The 21,117-nt window shown below is 61.9% G+C and carries 24 protein-coding genes; 16 read left to right on the plus strand and 8 right to left on the minus strand.

The features are described 5' to 3' along the window. Positions 1-110: 110 nt before the first annotated feature. From Spa11_RS23460 to Spa11_RS13250, 3 genes are all read left to right on the plus strand, one after another. Positions 111-236, plus strand: coding sequence for a hypothetical protein (locus Spa11_RS23460; protein WP_261342264.1), 126 nt, complete (start codon positions 111-113; stop codon positions 234-236). 182 nt (positions 237-418) lie between these two features. Then, the gene (locus Spa11_RS13245) at positions 419-1,504 is read left to right on the plus strand and encodes an IS630 family transposase (protein ID WP_145112986.1); all 1,086 of its coding nucleotides are present in this window, start codon (positions 419-421) and stop codon (positions 1,502-1,504) included. Then, a complete protein-coding gene (locus Spa11_RS13250) occupies positions 1,501-1,926 on the plus strand; it encodes a hypothetical protein (RefSeq protein WP_145112988.1) in 426 nt (141 codons plus the stop codon). The genes Spa11_RS13245 and Spa11_RS13250 overlap by 4 nt, the downstream gene beginning before the upstream one ends. Positions 1,927-1,981: 55 nt before the next feature. Here the strand turns inward: Spa11_RS13250 and Spa11_RS13255 are convergent, their stop codons facing one another. Both Spa11_RS13255 and Spa11_RS13260 read right to left on the minus strand, forming a co-directional pair. Beyond that, positions 1,982-2,434 carry a hypothetical protein gene (locus Spa11_RS13255; RefSeq protein WP_145112990.1) on the minus strand — a complete coding sequence of 151 codons (453 nt, stop codon included), beginning with the start codon at positions 2,432-2,434 and terminating at the stop codon, positions 1,982-1,984. Beyond that, a complete protein-coding gene (locus tag Spa11_RS13260) occupies positions 2,427-3,143 on the minus strand; it encodes a ParA family protein (protein WP_145112993.1) in 717 nt (238 codons plus the stop codon). The genes Spa11_RS13255 and Spa11_RS13260 overlap by 8 nt, the downstream gene beginning before the upstream one ends. Positions 3,144-3,949: 806 nt before the next feature. Between Spa11_RS13260 and Spa11_RS13265 the strand changes: the two genes are divergently transcribed. Next, positions 3,950-5,308 carry a replication initiator protein A gene (locus Spa11_RS13265; protein ID WP_197529379.1) on the plus strand — a complete coding sequence of 453 codons (1,359 nt, stop codon included), beginning with the start codon at positions 3,950-3,952 and terminating at the stop codon, positions 5,306-5,308. A gap of 585 nt (positions 5,309-5,893) precedes the next feature. Here the strand turns inward: Spa11_RS13265 and Spa11_RS13270 are convergent. The 4 genes from Spa11_RS13270 to Spa11_RS13285 all read right to left on the minus strand — a co-directional run bounded on the left by Spa11_RS13270 (position 5,894) and on the right by Spa11_RS13285 (position 9,232). Next, on the minus strand, positions 5,894-6,946 hold the full coding sequence (locus Spa11_RS13270) for a LamG domain-containing protein (protein WP_145112997.1): 1,053 nt from the start codon (positions 6,944-6,946) through the stop codon (positions 5,894-5,896). 789 nt (positions 6,947-7,735) lie between these two features. Beyond that, positions 7,736-8,110 carry a single-stranded DNA-binding protein gene (ssb, locus tag Spa11_RS13275; protein WP_145112999.1) on the minus strand — a complete coding sequence of 125 codons (375 nt, stop codon included), beginning with the start codon at positions 8,108-8,110 and terminating at the stop codon, positions 7,736-7,738. A gap of 137 nt (positions 8,111-8,247) precedes the next feature. Then, entirely contained in the window at positions 8,248-8,583 is a 336-nt protein-coding gene (locus Spa11_RS13280) for a hypothetical protein (protein ID WP_145113001.1), read from the minus strand. 31 nt (positions 8,584-8,614) lie between these two features. Then, the gene (locus tag Spa11_RS13285) at positions 8,615-9,232 is read right to left on the minus strand and encodes a 3'-5' exonuclease (RefSeq protein WP_145113003.1); all 618 of its coding nucleotides are present in this window, start codon (positions 9,230-9,232) and stop codon (positions 8,615-8,617) included. A gap of 457 nt (positions 9,233-9,689) precedes the next feature. Between Spa11_RS13285 and Spa11_RS13290 the strand changes: the two genes are divergently transcribed. The 11 genes from Spa11_RS13290 to Spa11_RS13330 all read left to right on the plus strand — a co-directional run bounded on the left by Spa11_RS13290 (position 9,690) and on the right by Spa11_RS13330 (position 18,983). After that, positions 9,690-9,944, plus strand: coding sequence for a hypothetical protein (locus Spa11_RS13290; RefSeq protein ID WP_145113005.1), 255 nt, complete (start codon positions 9,690-9,692; stop codon positions 9,942-9,944). Beyond that, on the plus strand, positions 9,937-10,188 hold the full coding sequence (locus Spa11_RS13295; protein ID WP_145113007.1) for a hypothetical protein: 252 nt from the start codon (positions 9,937-9,939) through the stop codon (positions 10,186-10,188). The genes Spa11_RS13290 and Spa11_RS13295 overlap by 8 nt, the downstream gene beginning before the upstream one ends. Before the next feature lie 4 nt (positions 10,189-10,192). After that, positions 10,193-12,670 (plus strand): MobF family relaxase, encoded by a 2,478-nt coding sequence (mobF, locus tag Spa11_RS13300; RefSeq protein WP_197529380.1) that lies wholly within the window; start codon positions 10,193-10,195, stop codon positions 12,668-12,670. Further along, positions 12,670-14,298: a type IV secretory system conjugative DNA transfer family protein gene (locus Spa11_RS13305; RefSeq protein ID WP_145113018.1), complete on the plus strand. Its 1,629-nt coding sequence runs from the start codon at positions 12,670-12,672 to the stop codon at positions 14,296-14,298. The genes mobF and Spa11_RS13305 overlap by 1 nt, the downstream gene beginning before the upstream one ends. A gap of 57 nt (positions 14,299-14,355) precedes the next feature. Further along, the gene (locus Spa11_RS13310) at positions 14,356-14,556 is read left to right on the plus strand and encodes a hypothetical protein (RefSeq protein ID WP_145113020.1); all 201 of its coding nucleotides are present in this window, start codon (positions 14,356-14,358) and stop codon (positions 14,554-14,556) included. Positions 14,557-14,676: 120 nt separating this feature from the next. Continuing rightward, on the plus strand, positions 14,677-15,921 hold the full coding sequence (locus Spa11_RS13315; RefSeq protein WP_145113022.1) for a hypothetical protein: 1,245 nt from the start codon (positions 14,677-14,679) through the stop codon (positions 15,919-15,921). Between the two features lie 12 nt (positions 15,922-15,933). Next, positions 15,934-16,077 carry a hypothetical protein gene (locus Spa11_RS22975; RefSeq protein ID WP_197529381.1) on the plus strand — a complete coding sequence of 48 codons (144 nt, stop codon included), beginning with the start codon at positions 15,934-15,936 and terminating at the stop codon, positions 16,075-16,077. Positions 16,078-16,325: 248 nt separating this feature from the next. Next, the gene (locus Spa11_RS22980) at positions 16,326-16,568 is read left to right on the plus strand and encodes a hypothetical protein (RefSeq protein ID WP_197529382.1); all 243 of its coding nucleotides are present in this window, start codon (positions 16,326-16,328) and stop codon (positions 16,566-16,568) included. 4 nt (positions 16,569-16,572) lie between these two features. Continuing rightward, a complete protein-coding gene (locus Spa11_RS13320) occupies positions 16,573-17,040 on the plus strand; it encodes a putative toxin-antitoxin system toxin component, PIN family (RefSeq protein WP_197529383.1) in 468 nt (155 codons plus the stop codon). Between the two features lie 145 nt (positions 17,041-17,185). Further along, the gene (locus tag Spa11_RS13325; RefSeq protein ID WP_145113026.1) at positions 17,186-17,674 is read left to right on the plus strand and encodes a hypothetical protein; all 489 of its coding nucleotides are present in this window, start codon (positions 17,186-17,188) and stop codon (positions 17,672-17,674) included. Between the two features lie 265 nt (positions 17,675-17,939). Then, on the plus strand, positions 17,940-18,983 hold the full coding sequence (locus Spa11_RS13330) for a tyrosine-type recombinase/integrase (RefSeq protein WP_145113028.1): 1,044 nt from the start codon (positions 17,940-17,942) through the stop codon (positions 18,981-18,983). Between the two features lie 212 nt (positions 18,984-19,195). Here the strand turns inward: Spa11_RS13330 and Spa11_RS13335 are convergent, their stop codons facing one another. Both Spa11_RS13335 and Spa11_RS13340 read right to left on the minus strand, forming a co-directional pair. Further along, positions 19,196-19,471 carry a hypothetical protein gene (locus Spa11_RS13335; protein ID WP_145113030.1) on the minus strand — a complete coding sequence of 92 codons (276 nt, stop codon included), beginning with the start codon at positions 19,469-19,471 and terminating at the stop codon, positions 19,196-19,198. Positions 19,472-19,587: 116 nt separating this feature from the next. Then, entirely contained in the window at positions 19,588-20,391 is an 804-nt protein-coding gene (locus tag Spa11_RS13340) for an ArdC family protein (RefSeq protein ID WP_145113032.1), read from the minus strand. 458 nt (positions 20,392-20,849) lie between these two features. Here Spa11_RS13340 and Spa11_RS13345 point away from each other — a divergent pair, with 458 nt between their 5' ends. Next, positions 20,850-21,092, plus strand: coding sequence for a hypothetical protein (locus Spa11_RS13345; RefSeq protein ID WP_145113034.1), 243 nt, complete (start codon positions 20,850-20,852; stop codon positions 21,090-21,092). Positions 21,093-21,117 lie beyond the last annotated feature (25 nt).

Raw genomic sequence — 21,117 nt, forward strand, 5'->3', positions numbered from 1 at the left:
AAGGCTCGGTCCTTGAGCCACGAGGGCCGGTTCTTGCCCCCCAGCCATTTGGGTGCGGGGGCGAAGAACGGCCCCCCGGAGCTCACCGAACCCCCTGAGGAGAAATCACGATGACTGACAACAACTCCCCCGTCACCGAACTCCGCGACGGCGCGCTGCGGCTCCACGACACACGCCCCGACTGGATCGCCTGGGCCGAGGACCTCATGGGGACCAGCCCCGACGACGTCGTCTGAGGTTAGCTAGAGATTTGAGTAGCATGTCTTGAGGTGGTACGGTCTCCAGATGACTGGGGTTACTGCCTTAATAAACTCAAATGCCGATAGAGCTAGTGTACCGCGGCGCTGTTCCCTGGGCGTATTGCGCTGAGCCGTTGATGGTGATAGAACGCGAGGCGTTCTAACCCACGGAGGGCGCCATGCGGGTAGCGGTTGCGATCGAGTTGACGGACGAAGAGCGAACGAAGCTCAGCAAGTACAGCCGAGGCCACTCGACGCCCGTGCGGCTGATGAAGCGGGCTCGGATCGTGCTGCTGGCGGCCGACGGGAAGACCAACGCCCAGATCGCCGTGGAAGTCGGCATGGCCCGCGGCCCGGTCGGGACGTGGCGGAAGCGGTTCGCCCAGAAGCGTCTGGCGGGGATCGAGCAGGACGCCCCGCGGCCGGGCAACCCGAGCGCTAACCGGGCCGAGCTGACCGAGCGGATTCTGGAAGCGACCACGCAGACCGAGCCAGAGCACGCCACGCAGTGGAGCACCCGCACGCTGGCCAAGGAACTGGGGGTGAGCGACACGCGGGTTGCCCGCGTGTGGCGGGCGCACGGCCTGCAGCCGCACCGGGTGAAGACCTTTAAGGTCTCCAGCGACCCGCACTTCGCCGAGAAGGTCCGCGACGTGGTGGGTCTGTACCTCAACCCGCCCGAACACGCGATCGTGCTGAGTGTCGACGAGAAGACATCGATCCAGGCGCTCGACCGGACGCAGAAGGGGCTGCCGATCCACCCGGGCCGCTGCGGGACGATGACGCACGACTACAAGCGGAACGGGACGACCACGCTGCTCGCGGCGCTCAACGTGGCGGAGGGGATCGTCATCGACAAGTGTATGGCGCGTCATCGGCATCAGGAGTGGATCAAGTTCCTGGAGGAGATCGACGCCCGCACGCCGCCCGAGCTGGACCTGCACCTGATCGCCGACAACTACGCGACGCATAAACATCCCAAAGTGTTGCGGTGGCTGAAGCGGCACAAGCGATTCCACCTGCACTTCATCCCCACCTCCAGCAGCTGGCTCAATCTGGTGGAACTGTTCTTCGCGGACCTCACCAGCGAGCGGCTCCGACGCGGCACGTTCTCGGGGGTCCCCGAACTGATCCAAGCGATCGAGGGCTACGTCGAGCACCACAACGACACCACGGAAGGCTTCCAGTGGAAGGCCACCGCCGACGACATCCTCGAAAAAGTCGCCCGCGCCAAAGCCACCCTCGATAAGATCAAGACTGAGTGACGCAGTACACTAGTTCTTGGGGAGAGCTTACGCTGCCCAGCCCCGAACCGCTCGAGATCGCCATCGAAGCCGGTGTGTTCGGCGTCTGTCGAGAGGGCTCCCCCCGGCCGAGCCCTGGTGAGGTGGCTTCGATCGTCAAGGAGCACTCGATTGCGTTGACCGCGACACTCCTTGAACAGCGTCATGTCGAGCGAAGCCTCACGTTAAGAGTCCATCCACGAACAGGCTGGCCTCTCTCGGAACCGGATCGGTTGGATGAGCTGCAACGGGAATACAACGACCTCACCAACCAGTACGAAGGGCTAGTTGACGCCTACGCGTCGGCTTTCGGTTTCGCCGCCGCCGACTTCCTCGTCCAGATCATCGAGCCGATCCTTCTCCAATCAACGGCTGAGCCAGCGGTCCAAAAGACGTTTTTCTGAGCAACGCCTGATTTCCAAATACCTCGCCATGGCCTGAGCCAGTAGGCAGACAAAACTAGCCAGCCGACTTGCCCGTTGCGGCGTACTTCTCTTCAAGCAAGGCGAGCCCCTCGTCGTAGAACTCCTGCTTGGCGCCACTGAACTGTCCGTCCGCCTTGAGCCGGTAGAAGATGCGGTCGAGCCTTTCAACCCGCTTCTCTCGGACCTTGTGCCCGGCGGTGATCCAGCGGCTCTCTCTTAACTCTTGGGCTCTCTCTTGGAGTAACCGTTCTTCTTCCTCACGCTTTTTCTTGGCGGAATCGGCCGCCCGCTTCTTTGTGGCCGCCTCTCTTGCAGCTTCCGTTTGATCGTCCTCCTGAGGATCGGACAGCGAAGTCACCGCAGCAGATGACGCTGCGGCCTTCTGTTCACGCTCGCGTCGGCGCTGCTTGATCTTTGCCTGGATGTCGTCGAGCTTCTCGACCGGATCGATCTCGGCCGTGATGTCGTAAGCAGAGTTGTCAACCATTGGCGACCCTCTCGGTAGTCGGCAGCCGTTGCAGGATCACCTCATAGACAAACGCCCCGAAGTCCATCGCGCACTTGTCGCTGCTCCTCTGCAGATTGGCCATCGGGTTGCGGGTCACGAACTCACAGAGCCGGTGCCATTCGTAGTAGCGGATCTCGGACCGTGCGACTTGGTACCCGGCGTCGATCAACTGACGCCGGTAGTTGGCGGCGCTGCGGCTCTGCCTCCCCTCTCCCAGCGGTCGGACCTCGTTGAAGACGATCACCGATTCGGGCTTGCCGTTCTGGCGTTGTTGCAGACGGCGCACCATGCGGAGCACCGAGTTGCTCCCGCGAACGTCCTTGAGCGAGAGCTTGATGGGAACGACCACGAGGTCAGCGACCGAGCAGATGGTGGCCACCTCCTCGCCCGAGGTCTGTCCGGGGGCGTCAAAGAGAATGATGTCGTGGCTTTGGCCAAGTTCCTGAATAGCGTCGTCGATCTCAAACGCGGTCCTTGCTCTGCGGGTCTCGATCCGTGGCTCGAAGCGGTTGAGCGCTCCGGCGTTGATGCCCCCCTCTTCGCCGTCGATGAGTGCGACGTGACGGCCCTGATCAAAGAGCTCGACGGTGGAGTTGAGGGCAAGGGTTGTCTTTCCGGGACCGCCCTTGCCGTTACAGAATCCGATGACGAATGGTTGCCCGCTTGCGGGCTGATGCTTGCTACTCACACGCCGACGCTATCACGGAGTTCCGTCGAGTGGCAAGCTACTTTTTTGACTACGCGCTCAAGTGGTTTCGGACGCAGCTTCTTTGCCGACCCACCAATCACGCACGAACGCGCGTTGTCGACAAGTCAACTCGTCCCCGAGGAAGTCTGATAGGGCAGTCGGCGCCGACGCGTAGGCGCGAGAAGGGCGCCAGGTTGCTCGCTGCGACGAGATCTCGGTCCGACCTAGGGGTAAGGGAGGTCAACGAAAAAGTCTGCTCATGAGCCAATTCTGGAGGCCGGAAGTTTCTGGCTCTCTGGGCAATTCTGGCGCCGTGCGAGCTGCGCTCAAGCAACGAGCTGCTCACGGAGCCGGTTCGATGCCCCGCCGTTAACCGGCCGCCAGAGAATCGCGGTAGTCAGAAAGCTACGTGCGTATTCGCATCTTGCCATCTGAGGATGAACCGATCTAAGGTCTGCTTTAAGGCGGTTAAAGTTGCGGCTTGAGTTGATGCGTTGTTCTCACCCGACAAGCGTCGTTATCTGACCGACAGTTGAATCGCGTTAAACGGCCGACAACGGACGTTGAATGACCGACAGACGCTTCGTTAGACGACCGACAGACGGTCGTTACGTGACCGACAGTTGGTCGTTATCTGACCGATAAAACGCCCCCGATTCGGCAGTCGATTCGCGGGGTTAGAGGGCCCTAATCTAGAGATCTAGAAAGAGTAGAGATCTAGAAGAGCCATTCTTTATGAACGAGTACCCTGTCCTTGTAGGAGGCGAATGCGAAGACCCCAGAGTTCCCACATCATCTCAGACGAAATGAACCTAGCCGAGTTCCCGCTCAGTACGATCGGCGAACGACCTCCGGCAGGCGTCGATCGCTTGGTGTTCGAGGACGAAGCGACCGACCCCGACACGGGCGAGCGGTGTTTGCGACGCGTCACAGTGCTCGGCCAGGCGCCGTTTGGGCTCCCCACCTCGGTTGACGACGAGGTGCTTATGGGGTGCCTGCGAGCGACCAAGGAGGCGGGCTTTGAGAGCCGCCGCGTTGATTTTGAGCCCGCCTCGTTCCTGCGGGCCATGCGGTGGAAGACCGACGGACCCGCCTACGCCAGGCTCCGCCGAGCGCTCGACCGCTACTCGACCATCTCGGTCGTTTCCGAGGGCGCCTACTGGAACAAGGGCAAGCGCAAGCCGGTGAGGGATGTCGTCGGGATCCTCGACCGCTGGCAGTCAAGCGGGCGCGACCCTGAAACGGGCCTCCCCGAAAAAGCGTTCTTTGTCTGGGGCGACTTCATGTGGGAGAGTTTTGAGGCCGGGAACCTCCGGAGTCTTGACTACGAGTTCTTGCTAGGCCTTGAGAACGCGGTCTCCAGGCGAGCCTACCGGTTTCTCGGCAAGCGGTTCTACCGCACTAAGAGCGTCCGCCTGGGGCTCAAGCACTTCGCGGTCAACAAGATCGGGATAAGCGAGAAGAACCATAACGGTCAGATCAAGGCGACGCTCAAGAAGGCACATAGCGAGTTGGAGCGCAAGGGGTTCTGCCGCGCCGAGTACGTCGGCCGCGGTCAGCAGGCCGAGGTGGTCTACCACGCTCTTGATACCGCAAAGCCGCAAACCCGTGACCCACTCGTTGGCGAACTGCGTCGCCGAGGCGTGAGCGGCGCCGAGCAGCTGGTTTCCGCCGACAGCCGGGAGCGAGTTCGGCAAGCAATCGCCAATTACGACCACCGCCGGGAATCTGGCGAGCGGGTCGGGCCGGGCTGGCTCCACGGTAACATCACCTCAGAAGAGCCATACAAGTTCCGTGACGATTACACGCCTCCCGAAGTCGAAGAACAAAAACTCCGTGCCTCACGTGCCGCAGACAAACGCAAGGTCAACCGAGAAGACCGTATGAGGGCGAGCGAGGAACGTCGCCGTCAGGAGGAGAAGGCGGAGTTCAGCGCATTCGTGCGGTCGCTCAACGAGGAGGTGTACGAACAGTTCCGCGCCGAGGCAATCGCCGAGAGCGCTGCGTACGGCAAGTCGCTTAGAAAAGCCGACCCGGCTACGACACCGCATTACGCGACGTATCTCGAAGCGGCGCTCTTCGAGCACTGGCGCCGACAGGTTCCTAGCTTTGAGAATCGTATCAGGCAGTATTCGCAAACTGGCGATAGAGGCGATTTACTTTGACCTACTCGCCGCAACGTGATAGTCGTGAAGCCTGCGTTACCGTTCACACGGGGACGCTTTAACACGCCGAGCCACGGCTGAAAACTCGCCGCGGGGGGCACGAGCAGGAGGATGGGATGAGAAGGACTGTAAATCTATTTTGTATACTTATGTGTGCTCTGATGCTTGCGAAGCCAGACATTGGAATCGCAGATGCGGACTGCCCGCCAGGGGCTTACGATCGTCGTGATGTCGAGGTGGTGAACTACGTCGTGCTAGAAGCGAACGCGGTCTTGAACCGCATGCTCGTCCTTGCGTCTCAGTCGGCGGTCATGGCCGGTGAGTGCGACGACCGAGTCGTTCTCGAAGATCAGTACCAGTCCCTCTTGCGGATTCTGGAAGAGCAGGTAGAGCGGCGTCGCCGACTAAACGCTTCGGTACGGACGCAGAGATATCTCGACCGAATTCTGAAAGACCTGCTTCTTGGGGTTCGAGGGACTAGGCTCTTGCCGAGTCAGTACGGCACGCCCGAGGAGTGTGTGAGGCTGTCAGCAAGCGCAGGAGCGACGGCCATAAGCGTGGTGGCTGCCGCTTCGAATAAGTTGTTCAGTTGTGCACTCTTCGGACAGATGAACACGCGGCAAAGCCTATTGCGAGGGCGAAGAGACTGACACCGCCCGGCTCGGGCGCGGCAAATCCGTGTAGCGATTCGGCTCCCGGCTGGGATGCATAGAAACTCCTCCAGATTGCGTAGTCACGGCCATCGACATCGCCATCTGCGTCGGCGTCGGCTTGTCCCACCGCAGGTGTACCCAGCGCATCTCGCCAAACGGTATAGTCTGCTGCGTCCACGGCCCCGTCTTCGTTGAAGTCGCCCGGCAGGAGCGCATCATATGACGACAGCAGCGTAGGCTGAGTCCCGTTGGGTCCCGGGATGATTGTTCCCAATCGACCAGTAAAGCCACCCGGACCAACTGCCGTTACAAATTCGCTTCCTGGTGCTTCTTCGAAGTTCATCAGGGAGACCGTCGTCGCATCGTTCTCAAAGTCGCCGAAGTGTGGGACAACGAACGAATCTCCCGTGTAGCGGGCGGATGAGGATACTCGGATCGACTCGACCACACCCTCGAAGCTCGGCGAGAGACTTGGACGGCGATACGCGCCCAGTCCAGCATAGCCCTCGTTAAACTGCGGGTTCTCTCCCGGTCGCGGATAATCCATGATGTTGCCGGATGCTGCGCGGCTAGCGAGCCGTGTACCGTTCACATAGATCGACTCCTCGGAGCCGGTGTAGACGTAGGCCACGTGATACCACCGGTTCAAACCCATCGACGGCGTCGCGACAAGGTCGCCAGCGGCGGATGCCCCCAACAGGAAACCCTCGATTCGCGAGGGCCCGAGTCGGAGGTGTTTGTCTTCGAAGGCGAGTGCCCATTCGCTGTAGAACTCGCCGAACGCCGAGTTGACGTTACTAAATGCGACCCATGCCTCAAGTGTCGCGCTGTTCCCGAGAACAGTCGCCCGGGGATTGACTTGGGCTCCCCACGTGCCTACAGCGTCCGTTGCCTGGTCGAACCTTATCGCTCCGGCGAAGGCAAAGCTGACTGCGAGGTGGAGGATGAGAGGGACGGCGGGGAGTCTTGATGATCGGATGGTCATGAGAACCCGGCAAAGAGCATGAGGCTATTGATCTCGAGCGTGACCGGTGGCGCTTTCCCTGAATAGGCTGCCGGCATTCTCAACGAAAACGGCGCGGACGCTCAGGCGGCGAAGTGGTGTGTGGCGCACTCTCGGAGCTTCACTCCCAACGCCGGTTCGATGGCACGCCGCACGAGGAGAGTATCACGTAATCGTTCCACGTCAATCTTCTTCCGAACGGACGGCGCTGCCCACATCGAGTGACAGCATCCCGTCGCACCTCAGTGGTGGTAGCACGGGGGTTTTGACGAGAACCAATCGGCGCTCGTAAGGCGTCGTGCCCATTGGCGAGCGCCAGCCCAGGGCGTTCCGTTAGCCACGACCTCGGGGAGTCAGAACGCCCCGCGGCGTTGGGGGCTCGCGTCTGGCCAATGGGGAGGTAGGAGACTTGAGCGTGCGACGGCCTCGTTCTGAATACTGGCAGCCAGAGTCAGAGGGGTCGGTGAGACGATACGGTACGGACGCGCTCTGCGTCCGGATATGCAACCGGAGGAAGCGGGAACTCCAACGTTTGTCCCGAAACAGAAAAGGCGCCGCCGTCTTCGGGAGCAGCCGTGCCGTGCCAACGCTCAGCGAGAGCCCTCGCTCCTTGCTTGCATCGGTCACGGCTATTCAGCACCCCACGACAAAGTAGGCCAAACGGCTACACCACGCCGACCCTTTGACGGACGTCGTTCCCTAGACCATTCAAAAGAAGGCCCTGGGCAGAGTGTGCGTGCCGGTGCAGGAACCTTCGTCAAGAAAAACCCGTCAGAACTCAGCGGCGCCGGCGGCGACCGCTTCTTCATTGTCATCAGCTTGGCGGGGGCCGATCAGCGTGAGCCGGTCCGCAATGACCTTGACGCGTGAGCGTCGCTGGCCATCTTTCTCCCACCGCTCCTGCTTGAGCCGCCCCTCGATGAGCGCCGGGGCGCCCTTTGAGAGGAACTCGCTAGCGACTTCTGCCGTGCGGCCGAAGAAGGTCACGTCGAGAAAGCTCACCTCCTCGACGTACTCGCCGTCTCGCTTGTACCGTTCGTTGATCGCGACGCCGACATCGACGACCGCTTTCTTGCCAGCCGTGTAGCGCAGCTCCGGGTCGGCGGTCAGATTGCCGAGGAGGACAACGCGGTTGTAGCTCGCCATGGGACACCTCTCTTGGTTGCGTGGTGGTTGAACACGAAAAGAAGAAAGGCCCCTGAACCATGATCGACAGCACACTCTGCCAGGGCTCTCGCAAACGACCGATAAGGGCCGCCTCTGAGAGCCACACCGGAGCGAGCCTAGGCGAGCTTCAGTTTGAGCGGCTCCTTGGTCCGCGATGCGTCCGCCCCGAGCGGTGAGGTCGATTGGGCCGCGGCGTGGACGCCGTGTTGGAACTGGGCCCGGGAAAGCTCATCGAGCTTCTCGGCGGCGAGGCTCGTGGCGGCGACGTAGTCCCGCGTGGAAGCTGCCTTCATCTGCGGGATGATCTTGGTGACCCCGTTCTGGTGGTTCGTCCAGGGCTTGCCGATCTCGGCGAAGTACTCGATGCGGCCGTAGTAGACGCGGGAGTAGAGCTGGACGGCGACCGTGCCTACCAGGGTCAGCTCGCCAATCGGTGCTTTTTGGTTCGTCATAGGGTTTCTCCATTCGATGCCCCGAGCCGCGTCATGCCGCTCGGGTGGTGGTTATCCGGTTGTGCTCTGCTAAGACCCGGGCAAGCTCGACCGTGGCGCGCACGACATCAAGCGCCGAATGCGTAGGCATTGCCGTAAGTCCCAGGTGCTCGGCGATGGTTGCGAGTTTGTAGTCGCGCGGCGGAGTGAGCCCCTGGTTCTCCTCAAAGAACCAGAGCGTTCGCTGCATGACGCAAAGCGATCTCTTTCGTATTGGCAAGTAGACTCCCAGCCGCGTCGCCCAGTTATCGACCCGTGGCCCGTCGTAGGCGGCGTTGTAGGCGGCGAGCCGGGCCAGTGAGTGCGACACCCTAGGTTTCTTTCTCAGCACCTCTTCGATTGCATGGCGGCGCAGGAACACGGCGAGTTTTGCGGCGGCGTCTTCTGGTGGCAGGGCGTACCGCTCCCAAAGGGAGGGGCTAAACTTCGTGACCCCGAGCGAGCGGGGGCAGGCGTCTTTCATCTCGAACGCGATCTTCATCTCAAGGGTCTCAAGCTCTTGGAACGAGCCGGATGTGACGGCGATCGCAGCTAACTCGATGAGCGGCGCCGTGGGCTTAAAGCCTGCGGTTTCGATGTCGATGAAGACGAGTCGGTCTGCTTGGTCCATGCCTGTGGTATGGAGCGACCGAACGGCAGTGTGACTTATCGCGTGTCGGCAAGATGAAGAAACCGTTCATGGGCTTGATTTTCAGAAACTGCCGACGGCTCGGGCCTGTCGCCGCAATCTAGACGTGTCCTTTTCGCAGCGTGCATCCGCCGCGTGTCGACTCGAGTAATTCGCTGTGGTTGCGGCGTTTTTCTGTGTCGCAAAGCAGCCCGTGTCGTCCGTTGTCACGGTCTCGGGCGGCGCCCCGCTTGTCGCTCCAGGGGAGCACGGGTGTGGAATCCAGGAATGAAGGGGAGAAGGGGTTGTCAGCGATCGTTTGATCGAACGAGGGTTTTTCCGTTCGAGGGTTCGGTCGGCAAAACGAGGGAACGAGGGTTTTTCCGAATGGGGGTCCCAACGCTCTCTCGCGCCGATTTGCGATCTTTGACTAAGAATCGTGGTCGTGGCATTTTCTGCTATGGCGAGAAAAAATCCCCCCACCAAGAAGAAACCGAAGACAACGCTCACCGAGGTCATCCCGACGCCCCCGGCGGCGGCCGAGGAAGAAAAGCTGAGCGTCGATATCCCGAAGCAGGTCTGCTGGCGGCTCAAACTCGCGCTCTTGACGATGGAGTCGCGCGGCAAAAAAACCGCGAAGAAGAAGTTCGTCGAGCAAGCGATCGTTGACGCCCTCGACCGGCTCGACAACGAGTGGGAGGGCGCCCATGGCTAGAACCAGCAAGTCGCTTGTTGAGCAGTGCGAGAAGATCACGATCCGCTTTGCGCGGCCGCAGGCCGAGAAGATCGCCGAGGAGTGTGAGAAGAGCGGCGTCCGCCCGGGGCAGTACCTGCGGATGGCCGGGATCGCCTTTAGCGATCACCGCTACCTCGACCTCAAATCCATGATGCAGCAGGTGGTTGATGAGACCATCCGGCTCCGCCGCGATTTTAACGACGCGGTCGTTGACGGGGAGTAGGGCCGTGCTCTCGATCAAACCCCTCACTTCTGACGGCGACATCCTTACCTACTACGCCCACCTCGGCGAGGCCGAGAGCCACGACTACTACAGCGAGGACGGGGCACGGCCCGGAGTCTGGCGGGGCGAGGGCGCCGGGTCGCTCGGCCTTGCAGGCGATGTGACCCCCGAGGCGTTCCGGAACCTTCTTGAAGGCAAGAGCCCTGACGGCGCCCGCTCGCTCGTGCAGAACCAGCGCGGCGCCCGGGGGCGGCGGGCCGGGTTTGACCTCACGTTCTCGCTCCCCAAGAGTTTTAGCGTGCTATGGAGCCAGGCGTCCGAGGCCGACCGCTTCCGGCTCGACACGGTTGCAGAGCGAGCCTTGCTCCGCACCCTGCGTGTGGTCGAAGAGCTTTGTGGCAAGACGCGGCGTGGCAAGGGGTCGCACGCCATTGAGGACGCGCGGCTCGTCTTCGCTGTTTTTCAGCACGACACGGCCCGCGGTGTGCCGGGCGAGGCGCCCGACGCTAATCGCCACTACCACTGCGTGACCCCCAACGTGGCGGTCCGCGAGGACGGGACGAGCGGGGCGATTGACGCCCGGCATCTCTTCTCTCGCCGGATGAAGAACGCGCTCGGCGGCCTCTTTCGGGCTGAGGTCTCGATGCTTCTGCAAGACCAACTCGGCGTCGCGACACACCGCCCGAATCGTGAGGGACGGGACGAACCGGTGAGCTGGTGGGAGGTCACGGGCGTTCCCGAAGGGCTTGTCCGTGCGATGAGCAAACGCCGGGCCGAAGTCGAGACTTGGCTCCGACGCCACGGCCTGTCCGGCGCGAAAGCTGCCGAGAAGGCGGCTCTCGTGACCCGCGCCGACAAGAAGCGATTCACGAGGCAAGAACTCGACACGGCGTGGGCCGAGCAGGGCAGGGCGTGGGGTTTTGGGAGACAGCAAGCGGCGAACCTCTTCGGTAACAACCGAAGCCTTACGCCCGAAGAAAAATTGTCGAAGGCAAGCGAAGTCAGCGACCGCGCGCTAACAGGCCTCCTCGACCACGCCGCCCGCTTTACCCGAAACGAACTGCTCGAACAAGCAGCCATCGAGTCGCAAGGAGCAGGCGTCGGGATCGACGACGTGACCCGAGCCGTAGAGGCCCAGCTCACCGGCAACCGCGAAATCGTAAGACTTCAAGACAAAGAACGTGTGCCGAGCTACACGACCCGCGAGATGCTCCGGCTAGAGCGGCAAGCCCTAGACGCCGCAGCCCGGTTGTCACGCCGTCACGGACACGCCATTTCATCAGCACTAGTTCATCAGGTCACAGCAGGTTTCCCGACTCTCAAACACGAACAGCAACGGGCAGTCGAGCGGATCGCCACCGGCGGGGACGCAATCTGTGTCACCGGGTTCGCCGGGACAGGAAAGACTTTTATGCTGGGCGTCGCAAAACGTGTCCTCGAAGCATCCGGCTACCGGCTGCTCGGAACGTCGCTTGCCGCCAAGTCCGCTAAGGTGCTCGAAGCGAATTCCGGGATCGAGTCCACACACCTCGACCGCTTGTTCGTTGAACTAGACCGGGGGCTAAGACAGCTCGACTACAAAACCGTTGTCATCGTCGATGAAGCGGGCACGGTCGGCACCCGGCACATGGCGTCGCTTCTTAGCCGCGTCGAGGCGGCCGGAGCCAAGGTGGTTCTCGTCGGCGATGAGCGCCAGACGCAGGCCGTCGCGGCGGGCGCCCCGTTCCGAAAAATCACCGAGACGCTCGGGACAACCGAGATGACCCAGGTCGTAAGGCAACAAGACGCCTGGGCCCGCCAAGTCGTGCTCGACCTGCGAGCGGGGGACGCCGCAGCGGCCCTTACCGCCCTGGACCGCCGCGGGCGTCTCTTTCTCGCCCTAGAACGCGAAGACGCCATCGAGCGGCTGTGTGAGCGGTGGGAGCGGCTCGCGTTGCGGGCGCCAGGAGGCGTTTCTGATGTGCTCGTCATGTCGTCCACCGTGCTCGACACCCGCGAACTCAACCGCCGTGTCCAGGATGTGATGCGCCGCCGCGGCCAGCTTGGCGACTACGCCATTGAGGTCGACGGCCTGCGGCTCCATCTTGGCGACCGGGTGATGTTGACGCGGAACAACCGCCTACTTGGCGTGGAGAACGGAACACTCGGTGAAGTCACTGGGGTTCACGCCAAGCGGATTTGGGTGCGGCTCGACTCGGGATTCGAGGTCGAGATCGACACGGAGATCTTCTCCCACGTCACGCTCGCCTACGCCCAGACAGTCCACAAGGCTCAAGGAACAACCTGCGAGCACGCGTTCTATTTTGTTGGGGCGGCGGCGACCGACCGCGAACTGAGCTACGTCGCAGGAAGCCGCGCCCGGCAGTCGACCAGCCTTTTCACCTACGAAGCGGCAGCGCTCGGACTCGATGAGCTGGCCGCCATGATGAGCCGCAGCCGACAGAACGAGATGGCGATCGAACACACGTTGGAGGCCGTCTGATGGAATGGTGGCGGATACTGGTTGTCCTCGTGCTGCTGCTCGCAGCCGCTACGCACAAGCAGGTCTTTCGAGCCATGCGGGCACGGCGCTACGAGCGAGGGCGTCGTCTCAAGACCTCGCCCGGCGCCCCGCGGGCGCGTCTGGCGGATGGGCTCCTGTGGGGAAACGCCGTGCTCCCTGAGTCGGCCGCCACGCAGCACTTCCTCGCAGCGGGCGCCACCGGCTCCGGAAAATCGCTGGTACAGCGCCGCCTGATGAAAAACGTGCTCAACCGAATCGGCGCCGAAACCGACTCCCGTGTGCTCATCTACGACACCAAAGGAGACACCGCCGCCTATTTGGCCCGCATCGGCTACGCAGGACCCGTCTATACGCTCAACCCGTTCGACAGCCGCACGCAGCGGCCGCAAGCGGTCGCCTGGGATGTCGCGGCCGACATCACCAGTCCGACCGACGCGCTCAATCTTGCTTGCTCGCTCATTGAAAGCGAAGAAGGCACGGGCCGTTACTTCTCGAATTCAGCGAGGCTCGTGGTCCGGGCCGTCATCTTAAGCCTCATCAAGCACTCCCCGGGCGAATGGAATTTCGCGGACCTCGTCCTTGCGACAACGAGCCGCGAGCGGCTCGAATCGGTCTTGAGTCGCGACAGCTTCGGGAGTGACGCACTTACCGGTTTCTTGCCAGACAACAACACTGGTCACTGCGTCGCCTCGACGGTCTACTCGAACATGGTCTTCTACGAGGCGGTCGCGGCCCAGTGGCAGCGGGCAGCCGCCCGCCTGTCCCTTAAGCGGTGGCTCACCGACAGCTCGGTCCTCATCCTCGGGGACAACGAGGCAGCATCGGCGTCACTTGAAGTCATGAACCGTACCCTTTTCCGATTCCTGGCCGAACAGATCGACGTGCAGAGCAATTCGGCTAAACGGCGCACCTGGGTCTGGGTCGATGAGCTGCGGCTCGCCAAGGGGCTTCTTTCCAGTGGCAAGGTGACGATGCTTGCCGACAAGGGCCGGTCGCGCGGCGTTTGCCTTGTCCTCGCATTCCAGGACATTGAGGGGTTTCAGGAGGCGGCAGGCGCCAAACTCGCTGGTGAGATCATCGCCCAGTGCGCGAACAAGGCGCTCTTGCGGTGCCAGTCCAAGGACTCTGCCGACTGGGCCTCAGGGCTTCTCGGGCAGTACGAGTGCCTCGAAGTTTTTCGGTCTGACAGCTCGCGAATCGGAAGCGGGGAGGGGAGGAGCGAGCAGCGGGTTCTAAAGGAAGCGGTCCTGCCGTGCGAGTTCTACGACCTGCCTGTCACGAGCCGCGAGAACGGCCTCACTGGCTACTACATCACCGCCGAACGCGGCGCCCACAAGACCTGGGTCGCGCCTGGCGAGCTTGAGTCGGTGGTCGTTCCCGAGGATTTGGAGGGGGCCGAGGCGGTTAAGGTCCGCCCGTCCGAACAGCAATGGATCGTCGCCTGGACGCCGGACGACCTAGCCCGGCTGGGCCTGGCGCCGCCCGGCGAGGAGGGCGCGGTCCGAACCAGACAGCGGCTCCGCTTGCGGCGTTTGGATGTGGATAGGGAGGCGCACGGCCTAGCTGGAGATCTTGCGGGAAATTCGCTTCCCAGGATCGTTGCCTGATATCATCAACCGCCGTATCTGCAAGCGCCGTCTGAACAAGTTCCCGGCCCCGAGGGCTTGGAGGACCTCAAGTATTCTCTTGCCGAATCCAGGGCGCGCGGCACGATCCGCAGCGTGCGGGAGCTGGTGAAGGCGATCAGGGGCTACGTCGAGCACCACAACAACACGACCGAAGGCTTCATCTGGACCAAGACCGCCGACGCCATTCTCGAAAAAGTCGCCCGGGCAAAGGCCACCCTGGATAAGATCACGCATTAGCGACGCGGTACACTAGGATGCGGCCCGCTCGCCTTACCGGGTATACTCGGTCCACAACGCGTGTTTCGCCGAGAAAAAGGAGGGCCATTCGTGGACAGAGAATTATCCGGTGAGGACCGAGTGGCCCCTATTATCGAGCGTTTGCTAGGGAAGTCGGCTGCCGGTGTCGTTACAGCATTGGCTTTCTTGGCTCTGCTTGTTGGGCAGCTCGTAGCGTTACCGCAACTCGCTGAGACCTTCAGCAACCAGTTTCTTCGCTGGTGGGTCGAGGGGCTGCTTGCGGTCTGCCTTTTGATGTCGTGGTGGCTCAGCCCGTCCCGCCTTCCGCTAGAGAAGGTCTTCTGGCCACACCGCCAACCACTGCGACTCGCGTTGGGCGTCTTGGCGTTGGTCACCCTAATCACCGACGTTGCCTCGTACGCCTCGACTCCTTTCATCAAGACCGGCAGGTTCTCGTACTACACCACAGGCTGGGAGCCGATAGCGATCCATGAGGCGGATGCCCAGAAGCTCCGCGATTGCAGTGCGGACTTCATTGAGTTCGCGAACGCCAACCCTCTGCAGCTCAGCGAAGAGGGGATGGAGTCCGTCAACAACGAGTACCAGGGGCCGGTCGCCCAAGTGGCCGTACTGAAGGAGCCGACAATCAAGGAGGTGCTGCTCTCCGACTGCGTGGTTCACATCGATGGGTACCAGACGCTAGATATTCCAGCGACCGTTCCGCCTCAAACTGTCGGAGGGGCGGGGGTTCCACCGATTCGTCTCTACGTATCGCTGGATGCCAACGAGAAGGAAGCGCACCCTTGTTGCGTCGCCACTCCCAATCCGAAGACGCAGCAGTACGAAGTCTTCCGATGGGGAAGCAGACCCGTGAGCATTCGCGAGGATAGCTGGGATGCGGTAGAAGTTAGGTTCCTTGGTGAGTCGCCAGGGCTTTACACCGTTCGTGTCGTTCTCACTTTCACGCCCGACCACGTGCGGTCCGAAGAGATCGAGCTTGTTGAAGGATGGACGATCGGGTTTCTCAAGAAGGAGCAGTTCAACGTCGAGCTTAACGACTACATCGTGGATCGCGACACGCTCGAACTGACGCGATACGCGGAGTCTCATGTCTACCCGGTTCCAGATCAGCGGATCCCCCAATTGGCCGGCTTGCCTGCCCGGACGCCGACCACCGCGAAGGGCCGATGGGGGTTTGAGGAGCGAATCTACACGGTTCCTGTTTGGATTCCCGAGTCAGGCGAAGCGGCGACAGGTACCGCGGGGAGCGACGCGCCGCCCCCTCCTAAGCCGCCTGCGGCAGATCCAAAACCCCCGGAGTCCGCCGAAGACGATTCCAGCCCTCCCGGCGAAGAGGGCGGCTAGATTCGAAGAGGTGTGGCCGTCGCTTGTTCGCCGCTAGTGGGCTGGGGCGCCGCTCCTCCCGTCAGCGACCTGAAGGCCTCACGGCTGTCGTTCATGATCCTCGTGTCCGTCGCGGAGCACCGATGGTCGAACTACCCGGCAACCGAATGGCTGTAGGCGGCTAGTCCGCCTCAACTCGATGAAGTCGCCAGATAGTGGTAGTGATTTCGTCTTCGGCATCAGCCCCGTTCTCGCGATTTTCAGCGCCAAAACGCGATCTGCCGACAATTGTCCTTCAGGTGCTTGCCGACGGTGGTCCCCTGATCGGGACCTTCCTTTAGGGAAGCGAAGACTTCCTCCTCGGCTACCGAGCAGTTGTTCGGTTGACTTTGCCAAAGGGCTCATAATCGGGGTATACTGGGAGTATGACGCTACAAATCGACATCCCTGAAGAGATCGCCCAAAAGCTTGCCGAACGGGTCGCCCTGACGGGCGCCAACCCGGTCGATTACGTGATCCATGCTGTGCAGCAGTCGCTCGCCGAAGCCGAGCGGCTCGACCGAGCGGTTGGCCCGGTGCGGGAGGCGTACGCGGCGTCGGGCCTCAGCGAGGACGGGCTCGGTGACTTGCTCGAAGCCGAGAAGCACGCCCTCCGGCGAGGGGAGTAGGCAGGTGGCGGAACGCGTCGTCTTCGACTGCAACGTCTACCTGCAAGCCCTGATCTCCGCCCGCGGCCCCGCCGCCGCCTGCTTCGACGCCGCCCAGAGCGGCCGACTCTCGCTCTTCTACTCCGATTTCGTCCTAGAGGAACTGCGCGGTGTCGCGCTGCGTCCCAAGCTCGTCGAACGGTTCCGGATAACACCCGAAGCGGTTGAGCTGTTTGTCGAGCTGATCCAGAAGGCGGGCGCTCACATCGAGAACGTCCCGGAGGTCTTCCGGTACGACCGCGACCCCAAAGACGCCCACTACGTCGACTTGGCCATCACGGCGTCGGCCAGTCTGGTCGTCAGCCGGGACCGGGACCTGCTCGCGCTAAACGCCGGGGACACGCCCGAGCGCCGCGTGCTCGACGGGCTTGTCGCGGATTTTCTGGTGGTGACCCCCGAAGGACTTCTCGAACGGCTCTCTCAGGCCGATTGACTCTTCTGCTTCTCACGAATCAGGTAGAGGTAAGCCTCTGGGCGCCACGAGCAGGGTTCAACCACCAGCGATAGAAATCGCTGCGGTGAAGATGACGGTGGGAATTCGCTTGCTTTCCAAGTTCGACCTGTGGCAACGTCGAGGGATGGAACCGACCTCATTTGAACCGTTTGATATCGAGAGCCTCAATCCGACCTACCACGAGCTGACGCTTACGCTGCCGGCAATCACCGCCGAACAGGTGAGCGTCGCCATGAGAGGATTCAGCTATCATCTCACCAAGGCATGTGGCACGACGGCGCTCGACAGCCCGGAGCTTTTTGCAGGTCTCATCGTGCGGACGATGCTCATGGTGTCAGGGTCAATCCTCAAAGACCCTGAGGCGGTGCTCAAGCCGTTACGCACTCCCGAGAACCGACCCTGGACGCCGCGTCGTGTGACGCTGCTAGCTCCTTCGGCGGAAGAGACCCCAAACAATCACGCCGCGGTACTCGACACGTTGTGCGAACTCGGAGCAAGCGACGAAGATATCGAACGCCTCTTCTGGATGGTGACGGTCGCCGTTGCCGGGTCTCTCGCCACCATCGGCCGGTTGCCAATGCAGGAAGTCCCTTCCACCGATTCCTATCACTAGATGTTAGTCGGCCTTGCCTGCCGATCGGAGACGCTGGAGTCGGCGACGACGTGCCTCCCGTTCAGCCAATGGTGCCCCTCGTCGCCCAGCCTGATCCGTACTCGACCTGCGTTTGCCCCATCTCTGCCGCCACCACTTGCGCGGAGTCGGTAGGCATGATAATGTGCTTTATAGGGTGCCGTTTTGATGCCCAGGAGCGAGGATCCGAACACCGTTGGAGAAGCGAGACAAGGCGACACTGAGACCAATTGACAAGACAGCTCTTGTGGCCGAGCCAGCCTCGGCTGTCTCGAGCGTCATGGACTCACGGTCGCTCGCCGTCACCGACGATCTTTCCTCCGCTAGCCGAGTCGCCCGCTGCCTCCGTCGGCTCGTGCCGGTGCTCGACTCAGATGAGCCGATAGCGGCGATCGTCCCGTGGCTTTGCGACAAGTGCCCGAGCGAGCACAGCCGCCGGGCTTATCTTGCAGACCTTGCGACGTTCTTCCGTCACTTTGCAGGTCTTGGTGTCGGGCCGCTCGACGTCACCGCCGACCACGTCGCGTTCTACAAAGAGTCGCTCGTTCGAGCCGGCAGGAAGCCGACGACCATCAGCCGGACTCTCTCGGTCATCCGAGGCGCTTACCAGCAGTTTGGCCGCAAGGGCCTAGTTGACTGGAAGACGGTCGGCGACATCCAGGCAGTCGAGAGCCCACGGGTCAAGAAGAATACGACCCCCGCCCTTACCGAGAAAGAAGCTCGCGAGCTTCTTCACATGCCCGACACGACAACGCTCATCGGCTGCCGTGATCATGCGATGCTCTTTACCTACTTCATGACAACTTGCCGAGCGAGCGCCGTAGCTCACGCCACCGTCGGCGACCTTGACCGAAGCGGCGCCGACTGGTTCTTGACCGTGACCGAGAAAGGAAGCAAGGAAGAGCGCAAGGCGCTCATCGACGCCTCATCCGCTGTACTCGCCTGGGTCGAACGGGCCGGCATCGCTGACAAGCACGAGTATCCCCTCTTCCCGCCAATCGGTCGTGACGGAGCGAGTGTCGAGGACCGACACCTCACGACGCACCGCATCCGCAATATCGTCAAGAAGTACGCTCGCCTCGCAGGGATCCAGGTAGAGCGTCCCGGACGCCGGGCCGTCTGCACGCACTCGCTCAGGAAGACCTCGATCACGAGCGCCCTTAACAACGGCGCCACCATGCAGCAAGCTAAAGCGCTTGCCGGGCACGCGTCGATACGGACCACTGAGTTGTACTACGAGGAAAACGAAAAAGACGCCGAGGAGGCCGCGAAGCGGATCCAGATCCGCTGAAACAGCAAGCGTTGTCGGAATCAAATAGCGACCGGCTCACTCGTTTGATTCGTGCTTCTCAGGGATTGCGGCAAGAAACGTCAAGTCCGGCGTCAGCGTTTTGCCGAATCGGACGCCGAGCGTCTCGCTGATCTCGGCGAGCAAGGCTCTTGCCGACTCGGCTAGCAGCCGAGCGCTGCTCGGGTCGTTGTCGTCTTTGAGCGAAACAACCGTTAGGTTGGGCCTGCCATCGACGAGCCCGCCTCGGATGACGCCAACGGCGCTGGAGTGAGCAGCAACGCGTCGTCGAGTGAGGTTGTCAACTGGGCGTCTACTAACTTGCTGCGGTCGATAACGACGCGGTAGTTGGCCGAGATCCCCGAGAGGTATCGCAGGAGTCGGCGGTGTTGACCCTCGGCGAGAAGCCTTAATGCCCACTCCGCCTTGTCGAGGTTGGCGAGGATCTGTTGTTTTTCGTCTTCAGAGAGAGGGGAGTTGTCTTGTTCCATCCCCTGGGAGCACCACGATCCCTTGCGAGCGCAAGGCAGGCCCCTGCGAGATAGGGAGGCCCGGGCGGCGTGCGGCGTCGTCCGGAACCTCGCTGAGTAAACCTCCTTGTTCTTGGTCAGCTCGCCACGGTCTCGGTCTCTCGAATCGCTTCGATTAGCCGACTAGCGGTCTGCTGAATCCGTGTGAGTGACTTTGCGAGCATCTCGCTGTCGCCTCGGTGACACTGGATGTAGTCAGACGCCTGAAGGAGCGCGTTCTCAAGCCCAGCCGCTCTAGCGACAACGTACGCGACCGCTTCCGCTTCGAGTTCCTTAACCGACTTCGAGAGCGTTTTGCGGTCCTCGCCCCGGTGGAGCAGCTCGTGGGCTAGCTCGTGAGCGAGCGTTGCAAACGCCTCGGCGGGCGACAAGCCGCTCCTAAGAACGACCGCCCCACCCTTGGAGACGCCATCGGCGCCACCGAGGTCTTCTTCTTCGGTGACGACGATCCCGAGCGAGGAGCTTGCTGCGCGGAGTCGGTCGAGCGCGTCGCCGGGGTCGCCGCCAACGCGGTTGACATCGGGCAACTCGTCACCCTCGGTCTGCTCGATGTCGAAGACGTGGGCGGCTCGGAAGCCGAACACCTTCTTCTCTCCCTCCACATCGTCGTCCGCTTTGCGGACCATCGGAGCGAGGATGCAGATCCCCTTCTCCCCTTTCTTCACGATCCGACCCCTCTTCTTCCAGGCGTGGAACCCGGCGACGAGCGTCGCGTTGGGTCGTTGCCTCGCGATCAGGAGGCAGTTGCCAAACGAGTAGTTGTGGAACTGGGACATCGCGTCCAAGTACTTGACCAACTGCTCGCTCTTGCCGCCGTCGAGCTGGCTGGCGAGGTCGGCCAGCAGCTCGTCGCTCAGCTTAGTTGCTTCGTCGCGTTTCATCGCAGAGTGCTCCTTCGACTCCGGCGCGCCAACGCGCCGGAGCGCATTGGGGTAACCGGGCACGTCGAGGAAGACTCCCTCTTCGCCCAGCGAAACAAGGAACCGCGGCGTAAGAGAGCCGCACAAACCGGCAGCGGTAGAAGACCGCTGCGCTCTAAAGCGAAACCATGCAGACGCATTCGCCGCACGCCGCCGGTCTCCGGCGTCGCCCTCGCAAGGGCGGCTCCGGAGAGGGGCAGAGCTGCTGCAGACTCGCCGCATCGACTGCAGGCTCCAGACTACCACGTCCGCAGCGCTACTCAACAATGCGGAGGATTTTGCTTAACGTCGCCAGATGTGCGAACATCAGACTAAGCGAGCGATCCTCAATTCAACCGACCGGCGCGGCCGGCTGACTTGGAGACCGGTGGCGTGTCGCCACGGTTGTATTCAAGGTTGAACCCCGGAGGTTGGCAGCAATGGATCCGCAGAAGTGCTGGGAAGAAATCTGCTCAGCGGTGAACGAACAGCGGAGCGAGGATCTTCAGGCGTCGGTCGATGCGATGCTCGAATGGCTCGATAAAGGAGGCGACCCTCCCTTGGTTTCGTTGCATAGCGGGCAGGTCACCTGCGTCAGCAACAAGGAGGTGCTGGCGATGTTTGTCCGGTCGCTTTGTCGCAAGTACCTGAAGATCGCTAAGGAATGGCCGATGTCCGTGTAAATGGGGCAGAGGCCGACGGCAAGCA

Origin of the sequence: Botrimarina mediterranea (assembly GCF_007753265.1) — a bacterium.
Classification (GTDB): domain Bacteria; phylum Planctomycetota; class Planctomycetia; order Pirellulales; family Lacipirellulaceae; genus Botrimarina; species Botrimarina mediterranea.